The 19,613-nt window shown below is 65.0% G+C and carries 16 protein-coding genes; 2 read left to right on the top strand and 14 right to left on the bottom strand.

Going from position 1 to position 19,613, the window contains the following annotated elements:
* On the top strand, positions 1-2,178 hold the full coding sequence (locus CAER_RS0102795) for a xanthine dehydrogenase family protein molybdopterin-binding subunit (protein ID WP_027233982.1): 2,178 nt from the start codon (positions 1-3) through the stop codon (positions 2,176-2,178).
* Between the two features lie 73 nt (positions 2,179-2,251).
* Here CAER_RS0102795 and CAER_RS0102790 read toward each other — a convergent pair whose 3' ends face one another.
* The 5 genes from CAER_RS0102790 to CAER_RS0102770 all read right to left on the bottom strand — a co-directional run bounded on the left by CAER_RS0102790 (position 2,252) and on the right by CAER_RS0102770 (position 7,367).
* Entirely contained in the window at positions 2,252-3,154 is a 903-nt protein-coding gene (locus CAER_RS0102790) for a complex I NDUFA9 subunit family protein (RefSeq protein ID WP_027233981.1), read from the bottom strand.
* Positions 3,155-3,475: 321 nt separating this feature from the next.
* A complete protein-coding gene (locus CAER_RS0102785; RefSeq protein ID WP_027233980.1) occupies positions 3,476-4,513 on the bottom strand; it encodes an extracellular solute-binding protein in 1,038 nt (345 codons plus the stop codon).
* Positions 4,514-4,533: 20 nt separating this feature from the next.
* Positions 4,534-5,343 (bottom strand): ABC transporter permease, encoded by an 810-nt coding sequence (locus tag CAER_RS0102780; protein WP_027233979.1) that lies wholly within the window; start codon positions 5,341-5,343, stop codon positions 4,534-4,536.
* 3 nt (positions 5,344-5,346) lie between these two features.
* Entirely contained in the window at positions 5,347-6,276 is a 930-nt protein-coding gene (locus tag CAER_RS0102775) for an ABC transporter permease (RefSeq protein ID WP_027233978.1), read from the bottom strand.
* Positions 6,276-7,367 (bottom strand): ABC transporter ATP-binding protein, encoded by a 1,092-nt coding sequence (locus CAER_RS0102770; protein ID WP_027233977.1) that lies wholly within the window; start codon positions 7,365-7,367, stop codon positions 6,276-6,278. The genes CAER_RS0102775 and CAER_RS0102770 overlap by 1 nt, the downstream gene beginning before the upstream one ends.
* 250 nt (positions 7,368-7,617) lie before the next feature.
* Between CAER_RS0102770 and CAER_RS0102765 the strand changes: the two genes are divergently transcribed.
* On the top strand, positions 7,618-9,018 hold the full coding sequence (locus CAER_RS0102765) for an aspartate ammonia-lyase (protein WP_027233976.1): 1,401 nt from the start codon (positions 7,618-7,620) through the stop codon (positions 9,016-9,018).
* A 9-nt stretch (positions 9,019-9,027) separates the two neighbouring features.
* Here CAER_RS0102765 and argE read toward each other — a convergent pair whose 3' ends face one another.
* The 9 genes from argE to CAER_RS0102720 all read right to left on the bottom strand — a co-directional run bounded on the left by argE (position 9,028) and on the right by CAER_RS0102720 (position 19,421).
* The gene (gene argE / locus CAER_RS0102760) at positions 9,028-10,179 is read right to left on the bottom strand and encodes an acetylornithine deacetylase (RefSeq protein ID WP_027233975.1); all 1,152 of its coding nucleotides are present in this window, start codon (positions 10,177-10,179) and stop codon (positions 9,028-9,030) included.
* The gene (locus CAER_RS0102755; protein ID WP_027233974.1) at positions 10,172-10,378 is read right to left on the bottom strand and encodes a dodecin; all 207 of its coding nucleotides are present in this window, start codon (positions 10,376-10,378) and stop codon (positions 10,172-10,174) included. Before CAER_RS0102755 ends, argE begins: the two co-directional genes overlap by 8 nt.
* Before the next feature lie 11 nt (positions 10,379-10,389).
* Positions 10,390-12,459 (bottom strand): oxidoreductase, encoded by a 2,070-nt coding sequence (locus CAER_RS0102750; RefSeq protein WP_027233973.1) that lies wholly within the window; start codon positions 12,457-12,459, stop codon positions 10,390-10,392.
* Positions 12,460-12,540: 81 nt separating this feature from the next.
* Positions 12,541-13,503: a LysR substrate-binding domain-containing protein gene (locus tag CAER_RS0102745; RefSeq protein ID WP_027233972.1), complete on the bottom strand. Its 963-nt coding sequence runs from the start codon at positions 13,501-13,503 to the stop codon at positions 12,541-12,543.
* A 27-nt stretch (positions 13,504-13,530) separates the two neighbouring features.
* The gene (locus CAER_RS0102740; protein WP_027233971.1) at positions 13,531-15,027 is read right to left on the bottom strand and encodes an aldehyde dehydrogenase; all 1,497 of its coding nucleotides are present in this window, start codon (positions 15,025-15,027) and stop codon (positions 13,531-13,533) included.
* A 22-nt stretch (positions 15,028-15,049) separates the two neighbouring features.
* Positions 15,050-15,724 carry a DUF1028 domain-containing protein gene (locus CAER_RS0102735; RefSeq protein WP_027233970.1) on the bottom strand — a complete coding sequence of 225 codons (675 nt, stop codon included), beginning with the start codon at positions 15,722-15,724 and terminating at the stop codon, positions 15,050-15,052.
* Between the two features lie 121 nt (positions 15,725-15,845).
* Positions 15,846-16,262, bottom strand: coding sequence for a RidA family protein (locus CAER_RS0102730; RefSeq protein WP_027233969.1), 417 nt, complete (start codon positions 16,260-16,262; stop codon positions 15,846-15,848).
* Between the two features lie 123 nt (positions 16,263-16,385).
* A complete protein-coding gene (locus CAER_RS0102725) occupies positions 16,386-17,660 on the bottom strand; it encodes a flavin-containing monooxygenase (RefSeq protein ID WP_027233968.1) in 1,275 nt (424 codons plus the stop codon).
* Positions 17,661-17,957: 297 nt separating this feature from the next.
* A complete protein-coding gene (locus tag CAER_RS0102720) occupies positions 17,958-19,421 on the bottom strand; it encodes an aldehyde dehydrogenase (RefSeq protein ID WP_027233967.1) in 1,464 nt (487 codons plus the stop codon).
* Positions 19,422-19,613 lie beyond the last annotated feature (192 nt).

The following is a 19,613-nucleotide window of genomic DNA, read 5'->3' as shown; positions in this document are numbered from 1 at the left end:
ATGACTCTCACCACCTCCCGCCGCGGCTTCCTCACGTCCGCTGCCGCCGCTGCTGCGGTTCTTTATGTCGGCGTCCGTCCGAACGGCGCGCTGGCCGCTGGCTCCGCGCCTGCGCAGCTGAACCCCTTTGTGAAGATCGGCGCAGACGGCACCGTCACCGCCATCGTCAAGCATTTCGAGAAGGGCCAGGGCCCGGCCACCGGCCTCACCACCCTGATCGCCGAGGAGCTGGGCGTGTCGATGGAGGACATTCAATACGAATTCGCGCCCTCCGATGCCTCGCGCTATGCCAACTTGGCGTTCGGGCAGATGCAGGGCACCGGCGGCTCCACCGCGATGGCCAATTCCTTTATGCAGTACCGCCAGGCCGGGGCCGCCGCGCGCGAGATGCTGATCAGGGCCGCTGCCGAAGCCTGGGGCGCGGACGCCGCAGAGCTGACGCTGGAGGACGGTATCCTCAAGGGCGCAGGCCAGGAGGCGCCGCTGGCAGAGTTTGTCGCCGCCGCCGCGCAGATGGAGGCCCCGGCAGAACCGCGGCTGAAAGACCCCAGCGAATTCCGCCTGATCGGCAACCCGCAGGTCAAGCGCAAGGACTCGCTGCCCAAGACCAACGGCACCGCGAAGTTTGCCATGGACATGCATCTGCCGGACCAGATGGTTGCAGTGATCATCCGCAGCCCGCGGATGGGCGGGCTGGCCAACGGGTTCGACGATGCCGGCGCCAAGACGGTCAAAGGCTACATCCGCGCCGCCGTGCTGCCCAACCAGGCAGGCGTCGCGGTCTATGCCGAGGACACCTGGGCCGCGTTCCAGGCCCGCGACGCGATCACCGTGGACTGGGATTTCTCAAACGCCGAACACCGCAGCTCGGACCAGATCCGCGAGGAGCTGCTGGCCGCCGTGAACGCGGAGCCGGAATACAACGTGACCGGCGCGGACCACGCCGCCACCACAGAGCAGATCGCAGGGGCCGCGAAGGTGGTGGAGCAGACCTTCTACTTCCCGCTGCTGGCGCACGCGCCGATGGAGCCGCTCACCTGCACCATTGAGGCCGACGCTGACGGCGGCGTCACCCTGCACGACGGCTGCCAGTTCCCCTCCGGCCCGCATATGGCGATGGCGCAGATCTTCCAGCTGCCGATGGACAAGGTCCGCATCAGCACGATGTTTGCCGGCGGCTCCTTCGGCCGCCGCGCCACGCCGACGGCGGATTACCAGGTGGAGGCGGCGCTGGCCTTTGCCCTCACCGACCGCTCGCGCCCGGTTAAACTGGTCTGGTCGCGCGAGGATGACATCACCGGCGGCTATTACCGCCCCGCCGTTGCGCACCGGGTGCGGGTTGGTCTGGACGCGGAGGGCAATATCACCGGCTGGGACCACCGCATCGCCGCGCAGTCGATCCTGAAAGGCACCGCGTTTGAGAGCATGATGGTGCACGGCGGCGTCGATCACAGCTCGGTCGAGGGGGCGGCAGACACCCCCTACCGGATCCCGGGGCAGTTCACCGGCCTCAGCGATGTGGCCAAGGCAACCCCGGTGCTGTGGTGGCGCTCGGTCGGGCACACCCATACGGCCTATGTGATGGAGGTGATGCTGGACGAAGCCGCCCGCGCCGCGGGCCGCGACCCGGTGGCGTTCCGCCTTGCCCTGCTGGAGGGCGGCGGCGCCGATCAGCAGCGCTTGGCGGGGGTGCTGAAACTGGCCGCGGACAAGGGCGGCTGGAGCAGCGCGCCGGAGGGCCGCAGCCAGGGCATCGCCGTCCATAAAAGCTTTGGCAGCTATGTGGCCGAGCTGGTGGAGATTTCCGGCACTGCCGATGACGGCGTGAAGATCGAGAAGGTCACCTGCGCGGTGGACTGCGGCATCGCGGTCAACCCGGACGTGGTCAAGGCGCAGATGGAGGGCGGCATCGGCTATGGCCTGGGCCACGCGATGCGCAACGAGATCACCCTGACCGAGGGCGTCGTGGACCAGTTCAACTTCCCGGACTACGAGCCGCTGCGGATCGGCGATATCGGCGCCATCGAGGTGCATATCGTGCCCTCTGCCGAGATGCCCACCGGCGTGGGCGAGCCCGGCACCCCGCCCGCCGCTCCGGCGCTGGCCAATGCCATCGCGGCGAACGGCCCGCGGGTCACTGAGCTGCCGATGATCCTGAACGGCGTCAGCTTCGCCTGACCCTCTCCCCGCGCCGGACAACAGGTCCGGTGCGGGGAAATCCGTTTAAGTGAAAGGGTTTGACCGCCCCGTCTCAGACCAGCCCCATGGCAATGGCGGACTGGGGGGTGATCCCGAGATCGGCAAATCCCGCCATTGTCTCGCCCGCGGTATTGTCGTGCTCCATCAGCGCGATCTGCGCCTGGGTCACCGGCGGCCGCGGCAGCAGCGACAGCGGCGCCGCCCCCGCCCGCCACAGCGCAAAGGGCACCGGCAGCAGCAGGCGCCTGCGGCCTGAGCGGGCCGCCAGCCGCCGCAGTATTTCCCGGTAGGTAAAGACATCCGGCCCGCCCAGTTCAAACACCTTGCGGGGCACGCGGGCGCCATCCAGGATCCGGCACACGGCTTCGGCCACATCGCCCGCCCAGACCGGCTGCAGCCGCGTGTGCCCGTTGCCGAACAGCGGGATCACCGGCAGGTGATCGACGATCTTTTGCAGGTCACCGAAAAAGGCGCCGCTGCGGCTGAACATCACGCTGGGCCGCAGGATGATGGCTCCGGGGCAGACGCTGCGCACCGCGGCCTCGCCCTCGGCGCGGGCGCGCACATAGGCCGAGGGCGATTGCAGGCTGGCGCCGATCCCGGAAATGTGGACCAGCCGCTGCACCCCGCCGTCGCGCGCCAGACGGGCAATCCGGCGGGCGGCCTCGGCATGAACATCCTGAAAGCTCTGCTGGCGGGTCTCGGCATAAAACCCGATGCAATTGACCACGGCGGAGGCCCCCTCCAGCGCCCGCGCCAGCACGTCCGGGTCCGCAAGATCCACACGAACCAGCCCGACCCCGCTGTCCCAGCTGCTGCGATAGGAGGCGGCGGCGTCCGGAGACCGCGTCCCGGCGCTGACCGGGCAGCCGCGGTCCTGCAGACGGCGCACCACCCGCTGGCCGAGAAACCCGGTGCCGCCAAGCACAATCACATTCCGGACGCTGGTCTTCATGGCGCATTGCCCCGCGTTAGCCCGTGCAACGGACGCGGACCGCTGCCGGCCCCGTCCCGCCACAGGCCTGCCCGGGCAGCGCATATGCCCGGGCGGAGCAACCCATAGCTGCGCCATCACATAGCGCGGCGGGCCGCCTGGGCCACCGACAGCATGAATTGCGGCCCGGCTGGTCGTACCCCCCTGAACAGCAAGATCCTTTATTCATCTGGCTGAAAATATCCTCGGGGGTGAGGTCCGTGGTGGAAACCGTCCGGGGGACGGTTTCAGGACCGAACGGGCAGAGCCCGGAGGGGGCAGACAGCCCCCTCGCTTGCCCGGTCACTTCTTGAGATTGGTCCAGATCTGGTCGTAAACCGCCTGCGTCTGCTGACCGCAGACCTCGATGAACACGCCCTCGCCCGCTGCCGCAGGCGGGTTGCGTTCCGGCAGGGCGGCCAGGTTCGCGTCCAGGTAATCCCCGGTTCCGGCCACGCCCGCATTGTACTGGGCATAATTGGTAACCGCGGCGATATTCTCAGGCTCCAGCAGGAAATCCATGAATTTCAGCGCGTTCTCGCGGTTCGGCGCATCCTTCAGCAGCACCACATTGTCCATCCAGACCACATAGCCCTCCTTGGGGAAGGCATATTCCACATTGGCGCCTTCCGCCCGCGCCTTGGCGGCAAAGCCATCATAGATCATCCCCGCGGCTGCATCGCCGGAGACCAGCACTTCCTTGGCGGTGTCGGAGTTGAAAGAGGCCCAATGCTGCTTTGCCCCCTGCAGCATCGCGTTCAGCGCCTTCAGCTGTTCGCGGTCATCGGAGCACTGCGGGATGCCCAGATGCAGCGATCCCAGAGCCATCATCTCACCCTGGCTGTCCAGCACGTTGATCTTGCCCGACAGCTCCTCCGGGGGATCGAACAGGATGGCGGTGGTCAGGATATCGCCGCCATAGATGTCGCGGTTCACCGCAAAGGCGGTTGAGCCCCACTGGTAGGGAATGGAATGCGCCCGGCCCGGATCAAAGCCGGGATCGGCCCATTCCGGCGCGATGTTGCCCTTGTTGACCAGCTCGCCCTCGCCGATGGTGTCCAACAGGCCCTCGCCGGCCATGATCTTGACCATGTAATCGCCCGGCACAGCCAGGTCATAGGTGCCCATGCCGCCCGCCTTCAGCGTCGCCAGCATGGATTCATTGGAGTCATAGGTGTCCATCGTCACCTCGATGCCGGTTTCGGCGGTGAACTTCTCCAAAAGCTCCTGCGGCATGTATTCGAACCAGTGGTACAGCACCAGCTTGCCCTCGGCGGCGGCGGCATTGGCGGCCAGGCTCAGCGCAAGCGCGGCGGCGCTGGATTTCAGCAGGGTTTTCATGGGGGTCCTCCCGTGTTGGATCATTTGTTGCTGTCGGATTTGCTGACGAAGTAGCTGATGGTGACCATCACGATTGAGACGCTCAGCAGCATGGTCGAGATCGCCATGATGTTGGGTTTGATGCCCTGCTTGACTGAGCCGAAGATCGCGGTGGGCAGGGTCTCGACACCCGCGCCCTTGACGAAATTGGTGATGATGAAGTCGTCGAGCGAGACGATGAAGGCCAAGAGAAAGCCCGAAATGATGCCCGGCGCCATCAGGGGCATCAGGATCCGGGTAAAGGCCTGCCTGCGGGTCGCGTAAAGGTCCATCGCCGCCTGCTCAAAGCTGTCCTCGATCCCCTGCATCCGGGCCGAAATCGGCAGGTAGGCAAAGGGGATGCAAAAGGCGATATGGGCGACCAGGATGGTCAGATAGCCGCGGGTGAAGCCGATGGCGTTGAAGAAGATCAGAGTGGCCACCGCGGTCACGATCTCCGGCACCATCAGCGGCAGGCTGATCAGGCCGAATGACACAGTGCGCAGTTTGAACTGGCCGCCGCGCACCATGGCGGTGGCGGCCAGTGTGGCAATCATCGTGCTGGCGGTGGCCGCCATGATCGCGATGGTGAAGCTGTTAAAGGCCGCGGTCTTGAACTTGGCGCTTTCCGGCCCGGTGAACACATCGGCGTACCAGCGCAACGACAGACCTTCCCAGTTGGTGATGGATTGGGAGGCGTTGAAGCTGTAAATGGTGACGATCACCAAGGGGGCATACAGCACCACCAGGCACAACAGGGTGATCGCGCGGAAGCCTTTGTACGTTTTGATATTTTCGTTCACATACGCCATCGCTCAGCCCCCTGCCTTGTCTGCTTTGGCCTGCTGGCGGGCGGAAAACAGCAGGATGATCAGCACCATGGTCAGCAGGATCATCGAGGCGGCGGCCCCGAACGGCCAGTTGCCTGCGTTGCCCTTGAACTGCTCCTCGATCAGCGATCCGATCATGAAGTTTTTGGCCCCGCCCAGAAGATCCGGCGCCAGGAAGGAGCCCATCGAGGGCACGAACACCAGGATGCAGCCCGCCACCACGCCCGGTTTCACCGCGGGCAGCACGATCCGGCGCAGGGTGGTCCATTTGCTGGCGTAAAGGTCCGCCGCCGCCTCAGACAGCGAGAAGTTATAGCGCTCCACCGCCGCGTAAATCGGCAGCACCATGAACGGCAGGTAGGAGTAGAACAGCCCCAGCTGCACCGCAAAGTCGGTGTTGATGATATGGATCGGGCTGTCGATCAGCCCGGTGCCGGTCAGGAAGTCATTCAGCGGCCCCTGGTCGCGCAAAAGGAACTTCATCGAAACGGTGCGGATCAGCAGGTTCACCCAATAGGGAATGGTGATCAAAAACACCCAGACGGGGCGGATATGTTCCGGCCGCGTGGCGATGAAATAGGCGGTCGGAAAACCGATCAGGAGGCTGAGGAGCGTCGCCGCCCCCGCCTGCCAGATGGAGCGCCAGAAGATAGCGATATAGGTCCACTCGATGGTGGGCGGCTCATCCCCGAACAGCCCGCGGTCAAAGAAGAACTGGTCATAGGCCGCAAGGGAGAACTCCCAGATCACCCCGCCGCGGAATTCCTTGGTCAGGAAGGAATAGACCAGCATCATGCAGACGGGCCCCAGCACAAAGATGCCGAGCACCGCCCAGGACGGCAGCAGCAGCCAGCCGCGGGCGTCCTTGTATGTGTCTGCGCGGACTGAGCCGCCGGTTGCTGCGCCTGCTGCCATCAGTCCATCAGGAGGCGCCCGGCCCCCAGCTCCATGTTGACGAAAATCTCGCTGCCCGGCTCAAAGATCCGCTTGTTGCCGCGGTCGGAATTGGAGGTCCGCACGATGAACTGCGGCCCCTCGGCCAGATCGACCAGCGTGCTGATGTCGGTGCCCACGAATATGTTTTCGGCAACCCGGCCCTTGAGGCTTTCGGCCTCCACCGGCACGTCGGACATGAACAGCCGCTCAGGCCGCACGGACATATGCACCTTGGCGCCTGCGCCGATACCGTCGACCGAATTGCAGGTCAGCGCATGGCCGCCGCCCAGATGACAGGTCGCGCGGCCATTCATCACCTGATCCACCGACACCTCCAACAGGTTGGTTTCGCCGATGAAATCCGCCACGAACATATTGCGCGGCCGTTCATAGATCTCGGTCGGGGTACCCAATTGCTGCAGCTCGCCCGCCGACATCACCGCGATGCGGTCGGACATGGTCAGCGCCTCTTCCTGGTCGTGGGTCACGAAAATGAAGGTGATCCCGGTTTCCCGCTGCAGGTGCTTCAGCTCCAGCTGCATCTGCTTGCGCAGCTTCAGATCCAGCGCCGACAGCGGCTCATCCAGCAGCAGGACTTTTGGTTGTGGCGCCAGCGCACGCGCCAGCGCCACACGCTGCTGCTGGCCGCCTGAGAGCTGGGACGGCTTGCGGGCAGCGAATTGCGACAGCTGGACCAGCTCCAGCATCTCCGCCGCGCGTTCGCGGGCGGCGGACTTGGACTTGCCGCGCATCTCCAGGCCAAAGGCCACGTTGTCCAGGATCGTCATATGCGGAAACAGCGCATAGTTCTGGAACACCGTGTTCACCGGCCGCTGGTGCGGCGGCAGGCTTGCGATGCCGTCGCCGAACAGCAGGATCTCGCCCTCGGTCACATCCTCGAACCCGGCGATCATCCGCAACAGCGTGGTCTTGCCGCAGCCCGACGGCCCCAGCAGGGTGAAGAACTCGTTGTCCCTGATGGTCAGCGAAATGCGCTTGAGGGCGGTGAAGTCCCCGTAGCGCTTGACCGCGTTGCGCACATCAATCGCATCTGTCTTGTTTGCGGGCACTTGCGCCTCCCCGTCTGCCGTGTGTCGTTTGATCCAGCATAGGAAGGCCCGGAGGCCGCATTAAGAATTGACTCCCTCAGCAAATGTTAGTCTTTGCCTAATCTTTAATACTCCAGCACTTTCAGCGCCTTAGCTCGACGCGCACCCGCTTTGCCTGCCCCTAAGCCCTGCGGTGGAAACAGCATCTTTGGTCCGCGTGCCGGTACGGCTAAGCTGGCGGCGGCATTCCCAACAGCAAAACGGTGAGACAATGCACGCAACCCGCGCGGAACGAGACACGATCGGGCAGCTGGACCTGCCCGCAGACAGCCTGCACGGCATCCAGACAGAACGGGCACGGCAGAATTTCCCGATCACCGGCGTGCCGCTGTCGCATTTCCCGGCGCTGGTGCGGGCCCTGGCGATGGTGAAATCCGCCGCCGCCCGCGCCAATGCAGAAACCGGCGGGCTGACGCCGGACAAGGCCGCTGCGATCACCGCCGCCTGTGCAGAGATCATCGCCGGGCAGCATCATGCGCATTTCAGCGTGGATATGATCCAGGGCGGGGCCGGCACCTCCACCAACATGAACGCCAATGAGGTGATCGCCAATCTGGCTCTGATGCGGATGGGGCACCGCCCGGGCGATTACGCGCATCTGCACCCCAATGACGACGTGAACCACGGCCAGTCCACCAATGACGTCTACCCCACCGCCATCCGGCTGGCGGTGCTGGCCAGCACCGCGCCGCTGTGCGAAGCCTTGCACAAGGTGCAGCAGGCCTTTGACGAGCGCGCCCAGGCCTTTGACGGCATCGCCAAGGTGGGCCGCACCCAGCTGCAGGACGCGGTGCCGATGTCCCTGGGGGTGGAGTTCGCCTCTTTCGCGGTCACCGTGGGCGAGGATATCGACCGGCTGCGCGATGTCAGCCGGCTGCTGACCGAAGTGAACCTGGGCGGCACCGCCATCGGCACCTGCGTCAATGCGGAACCGGGCTATGCACCGCTGGCGCTGCGCTGCCTGTCGGAGCTGTCGGGGTTTGAGCTGTCGCAGGCGGGCCACCTGGTCGAGGCGTCCTCCGACCTTGGTGCCTTTGTCACCTATTCCGGGGTTCTGAAGCGGGTGGCGGTGAAGCTCTCGAAGATCTGCAACGACCTGCGGCTGTTGTCCTCCGGCCCGAGGGCGGGGATCGGCGAGATCACTCTGCCCGCGGTGCAGGCGGGGTCGTCGATCATGCCGGGCAAGGTCAACCCGGTGATCCCGGAGGTGGTCAATCAGGTCTGCTATCAGGTGATCGGCAACGATCTGACCATCACCATGGCGGCAGAGGCCGGGCAATTGCAGCTTAACGCGATGGAGCCGGTGGTGGCCTACAACCTGCTGGAATCCATCCGTATTCTGAAAAACGCGGTGGAGGTTCTGACAGAGAAATGCGTGACCGGGATCACCGCCAACGAAGACCGCTGCGCCGCGCTGCTGGACAACAGCCTGGTGCTGGCCACCGCCCTGGCGCCGCATCTGGGTTATGACGCCGCCGCCGGCATCGCCAAGGAAGCGCTGGCCAGCGGCCGCAGCCTCCGCGCAGTGCTGGAGGAGACCGGCAAATTGTCAGCTGACAAATCCGATAAGATTTTACGCAATGCCGCCATGCTGAAAGGGCCGGAGCATTAAGCTCCGGCCTCAGCCGGTCAGGTCTTCCAGGATCCGGTCCATCATCGCATCACAGGCGGCCAGCTGGCTCAGCTCCAGGTATTCGTCCGGCTTGTGCCCCTGCCCCGCCATCGAGCCGGGACCGCAAACCACGGTGGGAATGCCGAGCTGGGCAAAGAACCCGGCCTCGGTGCCAAACGCCACCTTGGCCGAGCCGCTGCTGCAGGCGAGTTTGCGGGCATAGGCCACGACCGGGCTGTCCGGCGCCACGTCAAGGCCGGGGTAGGCGTTGTATTGCGCCACCTCAATCCGCGCCTCCGGCGCCGGGTAGCGGGCGCTGACCTTCTCCGCTGCGGCTTCGATCCGGGCCAGAATATCTCCAGCCCGGTCGGCGGCAAGATGGCGGTACTCGAATGTGATCTCAGCCCGGTCCGGCACGATGTTGAGCACGGTGCCGCCAGTGATTTTCCCTGCGTGCACAGTGGTATAAGGCACGTCATAGGCTGCGTCCTGCGCGCCATTGGCGGCGAAATCCGCCTGCAGCGCGCGCAGTTCGGTCAGGAAGTCCGCCGCCAGGTGCAACGCGTTGGTGAATTCCGGCGCCAGGGCCGAATGGCCGCTCTGGCCGTGGCAGACGGCGCGCAGGGCGGCCTTGCCCTTGTGGCCCGTGGCCACCTGCATCCCTGTCGGCTCCCCCACAAAACAGGCGCGTGGGCTGCCGGCCAGCGGCGCCAGACGCTCCAGCATTTGCTGGATGCCAACACAGCCGATCTCCTCGTCATACGACAGCACAATCTTCAGCGGCTCTGTCAGATCAGCCTTTGCCGCCCGCCCGGCCAGCGCCAGAACACTGGCCGCATAGCCCTTCATGTCGGTGGTGCCGCGGCCATAGACGCGTTCGCCTTCGCGGGTCAGGCGGAAGGGGTCGCGGGTCCACACCTGCCCGTCCACCGGCACCACATCCGTATGCGCCGACAACAGAACCCCCGGTCCATCCGGGCCTTTTTCGGCGTAAAGCCCGGTTTTGGTGCCATCCGGCGACGGGATACGCGTCACCGCAAAGCCATGCCCGGTCAGGAAACCCTCGGCATAGGCGGCCAGGTCCAGGTTGGAGTTGCGGCTGACCGTGTCGAAGGCGGTCAGCCGCTCCAGGATCTCCAGCGTCGTGGCAAGGTCAGTCAAGCCGGAACCCGATCTTGAGGCCGACCTGATAGTGGGCGACCTTGCCGTCCTCGACATGGCCGCGGATCTCGCCCACCTCGAACCAGCTGATGTGGTCGATGGTCTTGGACGCCCGGGCAATTGCCCCGCTCACCGCGTCCTCGATGCTGCTGGCGGAACTGCCCACCACATCGACCGTCTTGTAAATTGCGTCACTCATCACCTTTCTCCTCACTCTGCGGCCAGCTCGGTGATCTCGCGGCGGAACGGCAGCGCATCGCCGAGGTCCGGCCCGTCCAGCTCGCGCGCATAGCGGTGGCCTGCGTAAGTAGCCCACGCAATCGGCCCCGGCGCGTTCGCATCGCCAATCAGTTTGACCGATTTGATGCCTGCGTCCAGCCATTCCGCCTGGCGGCTGAGGAGGTTTTCATAAAGGGCGTCGTTGCCAATGCGCGAGGCAACCATCACCACCGCGTCCGCTTCGATGGTCCAGGTGCGGTCCGTATAGGTGCAGTTGCTGACCACGTGACCGGCGTGGATTTCGGTAATGCCCTGATTGAGCACGATTTTCACCCCGGCCTCGACCAGACGCGGATGGATTGCCACCTGCTCCAGCGTGTTGTTGGTCCAGTCGCTGACATAGGCCGACGGCGTGACCAGCGTCACCTGCGCGCCTTTCGAGGCCAAAAGCTCGGCCAGAACCCCGCCCATGTAGTAGTGGTCGTCGTCATAAACCACCACGCGGCCCTCGGGGATGGTGCCGTCCATCAGGTCGTCAGGGGTATAGACCTTGGCACCCTCACCAATCGGCATCGGCACCACATGCTGGCGGGAGACCCCGTCACGGCGCCAGGTGGAGCCAGTGGCGATACAGACGTTCTCAAACCCGAACTCCAGGATGCTGTCCGCGTCCAGCGGGCTTTCGCGGTAGATCTCCACATTCGGACGCTGGCTCAGCTGATAGTCGCGGTAGTCCACGACACGCCCCCAAGCGTTAAGGCCCGGCAGCTGGCGCTCGCGCGTTACCCGCCCGCCGATCACGTCCCTGGCCTCCGCAACCGCCACGTCATAGCCGCGGCGGCACAGCGCCCAGGCGGCTTCCAGGCCTGCGGGGCCGGAGCCCACAATCAGCACGTTATCGCTGCCACCCTTGGTGTTCATCTTCTCCGGATGCCAGCCCTTGCGCCATTCCTCCATGAAGGTCGGGTTCTGGGTGCAGCGGCTGATCGACATGGTCATGTCGCCTGTGATGCAGATGTTGCAGCCGATGCATTCGCGGATGTCCTCGATGCGGCCTTCCTCGATCTTTTTCGGCAGGAAGGGGTCGGCAATCGAGGGCCGCGCGCAGCCGATGAAATCGAGCGTGCCGGATTTCACCATCTTCGCCATAACATCGGGGCTGGTGAAGCGGCCGACACCGACGATGGGCTTCTCCGTCAGCTCATGTATGCCGCGCACCAGCTGCTCCTGCGCGGCTTCCTCCTTGAAACGGCTCGGCCCGGAGCAATCCTCCCACGTGCCCTGCGCCAGATCCCACAGATCCGGCAGGTCCTTGTTCATCTCGATATAGTCGCGCACCTCGGCGTTGGAGAATCCGAGTTCACCAATGGTCTCATCCAAGGAAACCCGCAGGGTGATCGCCATGCTGTCGCCCACCGCATCGCGCATATCCGCGATCACTTCCTGGCTGAACCGCGCGCGGTTTTCCAGACTGCCGCCGTATTCATCCGACCGCTGGTTGGTGGCGCGGCTCAGGAAGTGCTGGAAGATGCCGAACCCATGCGCGCCATACAGGCAGATCAGGTCAAATCCGGCCTCCTTGGACCGTTTCGCCGCGTTCACGAACCAGCGGCGCAGGTCCTTGATGTCCCGCTTGTCCAGCGCACGCGCCTGCACCGGGTCATTGGTGAAGGTGCGGATCGGCAGCGCAGAGGGCGCCAGCGGCACCTCCTTGGAATAAAGGTTCGGGCCGTTGATCCCGGAATAGGCCAGCTGGATGCCCGCCAGCGCGCCGTGGGTCTTCATCTTTTCCGACATCCGGCGCAGCTGCGGGATGTCCTTGTCCTCCCACAGGCGCAGTTCGATGAAGGGGGTGATTTCGCTGGTGTGGTGCATCTCGCACTGTTCGGTGAAGATCACGCCCCAGCCGCCTTCGGCCTTGACGCCCCGCATCTCCGCCGCGGCAGAGGGGTCGCGGTAGCCGCCGCCATTGCAATGCGGCACCTGGTAAAACCGGTTCTTGGCGGTAAGCGGGCCGATCTTCATCGGCTCGAACAGAATATCATAGCGGGGATCGCGCAATTTCCATCTCCTTCGGTGCAAGAGCACTCGAAGGGTACAGGACTGGCCAGGGCGCTAAAGGTCAGCTTGCGGAAGCATTGATTAGCCTGCCGCTAAGCCGGTGGCCTGGCCCTGCGGCGCGGCGTTCAGCCCCGGCAGCGCACCGTCCTTCACCAGCTCCGCGCAGTGTTCGACAAAGGAGCGGATAGTGATCGAATTCTCCGAATCCGGCGCCATCAGCAGGCCCATCCGCATCGGGCGCAGATCGCCTTTCAGCGGGATGAACTTCAGCGTCTTGCCGTCGGGGGACTGGTCGTTGACCGGGCGGATGTTGGCAATCGAATAGCCGTAGCCATTAGCCACCAGGCTGCGCATCACCGCCATGTCGCGGGTGCGTTCGGCCACGTTGGGCTTGATGCCTGCCTCATGAAAGAACGACAGGAAATATTCCGCGCTGAACGGCAAGTCCAGCAGCACCATCGGATGCTCGCGCAGATCCTTCACCGTGACCTCCGGCAGATCCGCCAGCGGATGGCCCTCGGCCACCAGCGCATAGGGCGGCAGCTCCGCCAGGGTGACAAAGCGCAGATCCGCCGGGATATCCAGGTTGTAGGTCAGCGCAATGTCCAGCTCCGCCCGCCGGATGCCGCTGAAGATCGCCGCCTGGTCCAGCTCGATCTGGCGCACGTTCACGTCCGGATAGCGGTCCTCGAACCCGCGCCGCACCGCAGGCAGCACCACTTGGGCAAAGGTCAGCAGGCAGCCGATTGCCAGCGGCCCGCGCACCTGGCCGGAGATATCGCCCGCGATATCCATCAGCCTGTCAGCCTCGCGCAGCACGGTGCGGGCCTGCTCCAGCATCACCCGCCCGGCCTGGGTCAGCGCCAGTCCTTGCGCATGCTGGCGCACAAACAGCGGCAGCCCGAATTCCTGTTCCAGCTGCGCAATCGCCGCCGAAATCGACGGCGACGACACATTCACCTTTTCCGAGGCCAGCGCGATGGAGCCCGCCTCCCCCACGGCCACGAAATACTCCAGCTGGCGCAGCGTGTATCTGACTGGCAAGGGCAGGCTCTCCCGGGTTTTGGCGGATCAGGTCTTGTACTTGATCCAGGTGGTTTTCAGGGCAGTGTACTTCTCCAGCGAGTGCAAGGACAGATCCCGCCCGAAGCCGGATTGCTTCATGCCCCCAAAGGGCGTCTGCGCCGACAGCGCGTCCACCGTGTTGACCGAAACCGTGCCGGCATGCAGCCTGTCTGCCACGCGGCAAGCGCGGCTGAGGTTATCGGTCCAGACCGAGGCAGCAAGGCCATAGATCGAGTCATTGGCCATGGCGACGGCCTCCGCCTCGCTGTCAAAGGGAATGACCGACAGGACGGGGCCGAAAATCTCATCCCGTGCCAGCGGGTTATCGTGGCTGACGTCATCAAAAATCGTCGGCTGCACAAAGCAGCCCTTGCCATCAACGGTAACGCGCGCGCCGCCCGCGACCAGCTTGGCCGAGGATTTGCCCGCCTCAACAAACCGCATGATGCCCTCGGTCTGCTTCTCATCGACGATGGCCCCCATTTTCGAGGCCGGGTCCAGCGGGTCGCCCGGCTGGGTGGCCTCGGCGCGGGCAATCAGCTTTTCGACGAATGCATCCTTGATCGAACGCTCCACATACAGCCGTGAGTTGGCCGAACACACCTCGCCCTGATTGAAGAAGATGCCAAAGGCCGCCATGTCCGCAGCCGCATCCAGATCCTCGCAATCGGCAAACACCAGGTTGGGGGATTTGCCGCCGGTTTCGGGCCAGACCTGTTTCAGGTTCGACTGGCCGGAATACTGCATGAACATCTTGCCGATGGCGGTGGAGCCGGTGAAGGCGAGGCAGTCCACATCCATATGCAGCCCCAGCGCCTTGCCCGCGGTGGCGCCGTATCCCGGCACCACGTTGAAAACCCCGTCCGGCACCCCGGCCTCTGCCGCCAGTTCCGCCAAACGCAGCGCAGACAGCGGCGACTGCTCCGCCGGTTTCAGCACAACGGAGTTGCCCGCCGCCAGCGCCGCCGCCGCTTTCCAGGTCGCCATGTCCAGCGGGAAATTCCAGGGCGTCACCGCCCCCACAACCCCCAGGGGCACGCGGGAGACCAGCGCCAGATCGCCCGGCCCGGTTGGCGCCACCTCGTCATATACCTTGTCGATGGCCTCGGCATACCACTGGAAGAAATGCGCCGATCCGGGCGCATCAATGGTGGCGGCATCGGTGACCAGCTTGCCCATGTCGAGGCTGTCCAGCAGCGCCATTTCCTCCAGGTTTTCCCGGATCAGATCCGCCAGCCTTAGCAGCACCGCCTTGCGGTCCCCCGGCGCCATCCGCGACCAGCGCCCGTCCTCGAACGCGCGGCGCCCGGCGGCCACCGCGCGGTTCACGTCCTCCGCATCGCATTCAGCCACCTGCGCCAGAACCTCGCCCGTCGCCGGGTTCACACTGGCAAAGGTCTTGCCCGAGGCCGCATCCGTGAACGTCCCGTCAATGAACGCCTGCCCGCGGAAGGTCAGCGCCGCGGCGCGGCTCTTCCAGTCGTCGTATGTGTAGTCCAGCATGTCTTTCTCCCTGATCCGCCGCTCATTCGTCGCCGGGAACGCCGTAGGACGGCGCCTCGCGCGGGTCGAGCGCGCGCTGGACATAGGCGTCCAGCTGCGGCTTGTAGATCTCCCAGGCGGTGGCGACGGCCTCAACCGGGCAGTCTTCGGTCCAGTCGCAGCGCAGATCAGCCACCGGCCAGCTTACCTTGTCGACCATTCTTATGCCCGCCGAATGCACCGGCCCGGCCTCGCCGCCCGCCGCCAGCCCGACCCGCAAGGCGGCAATCAGCCGGTCGCCCAGATGGCCCTCCGCCGCCTGAAACCCGTCCACAATCGCCTGGCACACCCCGTCATTGGCCAGCAGGTTGCCGCCAGAGGCCGCATCCTTGCCTTCCGCCTGGGTCCAGATGCCAAGGGACTCCGGCCCAGAATGAATGGCGGTGCCGCCAATGCTGTCCACCGCCAGCACCTGCCGGTATTCGATGAACCGCCCGATCTGGCGCACCTTGGCCACCGCGGCGGCAGCCGTCATGCCCTGTTCCATCAGGTCCAGCGCCAAGGGGCCCAGGCTGGGGTCGGTCACATTCTGGCTGGCCACAGCGCCGACACCCGCGCGGGCAAAGGAACAGCGCGCCGCCACCGCCGGCGAGGAGGACGAAATCGCCACCCCGAACATGCCCGTCTCCGCGCAGCGCGCCACAAGCGAAAATGTCATCGTCTTTCCTCCTCACCAGCCGCTGGAGATGATCCGTTCTTCATCTGGCCGGAAATATCCTCGGGGGTGAATTGAGCCGCAGGCTCAAGAGGGGGCAGACAGCCCCCTCCCCGCTTCCGGATCAGTCCGGGATAACCGCCGTGCCGTCGATCTCCACCAGCCACTCGGGCCGCGCCAGCGCCTGCACCACCAGGCCGGTGGACACCGGATGCACGCCTTTGATATACTCGCCCATGGTGCGGTAGACCGCCTCGCGGTGGCGAACGTCGGTGATATAGACCACCACCTTGACCAGATGCGCCATCGAGCCGCCCGCTTCTTCGATCAGCTGCTGGATGTTCTGCATCACCTTATGGGTCTGCTCCACCGGATCGTGGCTGTCGATATTCTTGGCATCATCCAGGTTCTGCGGGCACTGGCCGCGCAGGTACACGGTTTTGCCGCCCTGGGTCACCACCGCCTGGCACAGGTCGTTGTCCAGGTTCTGTTCCGGGTAGGTGTCCGAGGTGTTGAACTTGCGGATGCGGGTATGGGCCATGAAATCCTCCTGATGTGACGGGGCCGGCCGGACAGTGCGGTTGCCGGAAAAACTCTCACGCGCGGCGGGACAGCCAAAGCACCTTCTGGCTACCCCTTGCTTCGGCTGCGGCTAAGCCAGCGCTCAAACCTGGTCCGCGCGGCGCTCGCCGGGGCTGCGGTAGCCTTCATACTGGCGCTGAATGGCGATCTGGTCGGCCACATGCCTGGCATCATGCCAGACCCCCCAGATGAAGGTGGAGCCGCGCCGCGACTGCCAGGGCAGGCCCAGGAAGTAGATCCCCGGCTCGCTCGACACGCCGCGCTGATGCTGCGGGCGGCCCTGCGCGTCAAAGGCGTTGACCTTCATCCAGCCAAAATCCTGGCGGAAGCCGGTGGCCCACAGGATAGTGGTGATGCCTTCCTTCTCCAGATCCAGTTCCCGGATCGGATGGGTCAGGCTGTCCGGGTCCGGATACGCCTCGCGCGCCTGCGGCTCCTCGGGCAGGCCGATCCCGGTGCGCGCCACATAAGCGTCGGCGAGATCCAGCATCTTCAGGTAATCGGCGTCACCGCTGGCGATATTGTCCTGCAGGTCGCCTGCAAACGTCATGGTGCCCTTGTCATAGGACTCGGTCAGCCCCAGCAGGGTCACGCCCTCACCCGCCAGACGGCGGAAGTCCATGGTCCGGCCGCCATAGGCACCGCTGACAGAGATCGTCACATGCTCCTTGCCCGGCTCCTGCGCGGCCTGGTCCCACAGGCCCAGCACCCCCAGCCACCAGACGAAATCTCGGCCCCGGTACATGCGCGGCGGCCGGTCGTGCGGGCCGACCGACAAGTACACCTTGCGGCCCGCCCGGTTTAGCTCATCAGCAATCTGCGCGCCGGAAGACCCCGCGCCCACCACCAGCACCGCGCCCTTGGGCAGCTGCTCCGGGTTGCGGTAATGGAAAGAGTGCAGCTGATTGATACCAGCCCCCTCCGGCACCACCGGCGGGATCACCGGATGCTGAAAGGCGCCGGTGGCGGCAACGATGCGCTGCGCCTCGATCACCCCGTCCGAGGTCTCGACCCGGAACGCGCCGCTGCCATTGACGCGCTCAGCCTTCAGAACCTCGACCCCGGTGCGGACCGGCGCCTTGATGCGCTCGGCATATTCGGCAAAATACTCCGCCACCCGCTCCTTGCCGGCAAAGGCCTCCGGATCGGTGCCGGTGAACTCCAGGTTCGGAAAGCGGTCGTGCCAGGCCGGGCCGTTGGCCACCAGCGAGTCCCAGCGCCCGGTCCGCCAGGCCTCGGCGATGCGGTTCTTTTCCAGCACGAGATGCGGCACGCCGTTGCTGCTCAGATGCTCGCTCATGGCGATGCCCGCCTGGCCCGCACCAACAACCAGCGTGTCTATCTTTTCCATCGCCATCTCCAGACCCTCTCCTGACACTGCGGCACGGGCTGCACGCCTGCCGCGCTTCCTCATCAGGAATTCCACACCGCCGGGCCGGGCAAAAGAAATCTATGGCTTACCTCTGGTTCGCGTGGGGCTAAGCAGGGGTTTCTGTCTTAGTTCAAGGGCTTGAACGAGGGGGCTGTCTGCCCCCTCGCGCTCCCCCGAGGATATTTTCAGCCAGATGAAGAACGGATCCGGTGCCTGCGGCAGGCAAAGGGACAAAACGCCAGGTCAGGCGGCGCTGCCGGAGATGTTAAGGTCCGTCCCGCCCTACCGCATCACAAAGGGGTCCGGGATCGGATCGTCGCTGGTGCGCAGCCAGACCGCCTTCACCTTGGTGTAATCCAGCGCCGCCTGCAGCCCGCCCTCGCGCCCGTGGCCCGACAGGCCGTGGCCGCCAAAGGGCGCAATCGGGCTGACCGCGCGGTAGGTGTTGACCCAGACGATGCCCGCCCGGATGCCCCGGATCATCCGGTGCGCCCGGGTGAGGTTCTGCGTGAACACGCCGGAGGCCAGGCCAAAGGCGGTGTTGTTGGCAATTTCCATCGCTTCTGCCTCGGTCCCAAAGGTGACCACCGACAGGACGGGACCAAAGAATTCGGTGCTGAGGCAGGGCGCCTCCGGCGCGTCCGAACAGTCCAGCACCGTGGGCAGGAAATAGAAGCCCTCCCCTTCAGGCACTGTGCCGCCAGTGACCAGCTTGGCCCCGGCATTGACCGAGGCTTCGATCAGCCGCAGCGCGTGGTCGCGCTGTTTCAGAGTGCAGAGCGGCCCGACCTCCGTCGCCATGTCGTCCGGCGCGCCAATGACCACCGCTTCGGCCTTTTCTTTCAGCCGTTGAAGGAAGGCGTCCTTTATGCCCTTCTGGATCACAAGCCGCGATCCCGCGACACAGCTTTGTCCGGTCGCCGCAAAGATCCCCGACACCTGCGCATTCACCGCGCTTTCCAGATCGGCGTCGTCAAACACGATGAAGGGCGATTTGCCGCCCAGCTCCAGCGAGGTGGAAGCGAGGTTTTCCGCCGAGTTGCGCACGATATGACGCGCGGTCTCCGGCCCGCCGGTGAAGGCGACATGGGCCACCGATGCATGGCTGGTCAGCGCCGCCCCCGCCTCCGGCCCGCCAGTGATCACGTTCAGCACGCCGGGCGGGAATCCTGCCTGGTCAAAAATCCGGGCAAACTCCAGCATCGGCGCCGGGCCTTCCTCGGAGGCTTTCAGGACCACCGTGCAGCCCGCCGCCAGCGCCGGGCCGATTTTGACGGCGGACAGGAACAGCTGCGAATTCCACGGCACGATGGCCGCCACCACACCCACCGGCTCGCGGCGCAGCCAGACCTCCATGTCCGGTTTATCAATCGGCAGATGCGCGCCCTCGATCTTGTCGGAAAGGCCTGCGTAATAGCGGTAGTATTCCGCCACATAGGCAATCTGGGCCGAGGTCTCGCGGATGATCTTGCCGGTGTCGCGGGTTTCCAGCTCTGCCAGCTTTGGTGCGTGTTCCGCCACCAGATCCGCCAGCCGCAGCAGAAGCTTGCCGCGCTGGGTGGCGGTCATTCCGGCCCATTCGCTGGAGAAAAAGGCAGCCTCCGCAGCCCTGACCGCCCGGTCCACATCTTCCGCAGATGCGGCAGGCATACGCGCCCAGGGTTTGCCGGTGGCTGGATCGAGGCTTTCGAAGGTGCTGCCTGCGTCCTCAAACGCGCCGCCGATATACTGCTGGAAGGTCTGCATGTTCAGGTTCCTCTATGTCCTAATCCGTCTCAGGGGTGGGACAGGCGAAGTCCAACCACCAGGTGCCTGCAAGTCCATACGGCTCTTGCCAGAGCAACGATGTCTCCGCTGCATCCTTAGACAGATGGCAGGTTCTCGCGGCTGCCCGCAGCATTTTCCTCCGAGGCACCGCTTTGTTGTTCGAGTACCAGA

Origin of the sequence: Leisingera caerulea DSM 24564 (genome assembly GCF_000473325.1) — a bacterium.
GTDB classification, from domain to species: Bacteria; Pseudomonadota; Alphaproteobacteria; order Rhodobacterales; family Rhodobacteraceae; genus Leisingera; species Leisingera caerulea.
Note: the sequence above shows the minus strand (reverse complement) of the source record. Positions and strands in the feature narration are given on the sequence as shown.

Coding starts and splice junctions, on each gene's coding strand:
- CAER_RS0102795 (WP_027233982.1), top strand. CDS start 1: ATGACTCTCACCACCTCCCGCCGCGGCTTCCTCACGTCCGCTGCCGCC.
- CAER_RS0102790 (WP_027233981.1), bottom strand. CDS start 3,154: ATGAAGACCAGCGTCCGGAATGTGATTGTGCTTGGCGGCACCGGGTTT.
- CAER_RS0102785 (WP_027233980.1), bottom strand. CDS start 4,513: ATGAAAACCCTGCTGAAATCCAGCGCCGCCGCGCTTGCGCTGAGCCTG.
- CAER_RS0102780 (WP_027233979.1), bottom strand. CDS start 5,343: ATGGCGTATGTGAACGAAAATATCAAAACGTACAAAGGCTTCCGCGCG.
- CAER_RS0102775 (WP_027233978.1), bottom strand. CDS start 6,276: ATGGCAGCAGGCGCAGCAACCGGCGGCTCAGTCCGCGCAGACACATAC.
- CAER_RS0102765 (WP_027233976.1), top strand. CDS start 7,618: ATGCACGCAACCCGCGCGGAACGAGACACGATCGGGCAGCTGGACCTG.
- CAER_RS0102755 (WP_027233974.1), bottom strand. CDS start 10,378: ATGAGTGACGCAATTTACAAGACGGTCGATGTGGTGGGCAGTTCCGCC.
- CAER_RS0102740 (WP_027233971.1), bottom strand. CDS start 15,027: ATGCTGGACTACACATACGACGACTGGAAGAGCCGCGCCGCGGCGCTG.
- CAER_RS0102735 (WP_027233970.1), bottom strand. CDS start 15,724: ATGACATTTTCGCTTGTGGCGCGCTGCGCGGAGACGGGCATGTTCGGG.
- CAER_RS0102730 (WP_027233969.1), bottom strand. CDS start 16,262: ATGGCCCATACCCGCATCCGCAAGTTCAACACCTCGGACACCTACCCG.
- CAER_RS0102725 (WP_027233968.1), bottom strand. CDS start 17,660: ATGGCGATGGAAAAGATAGACACGCTGGTTGTTGGTGCGGGCCAGGCG.
- CAER_RS0102720 (WP_027233967.1), bottom strand. CDS start 19,421: ATGCAGACCTTCCAGCAGTATATCGGCGGCGCGTTTGAGGACGCAGGC.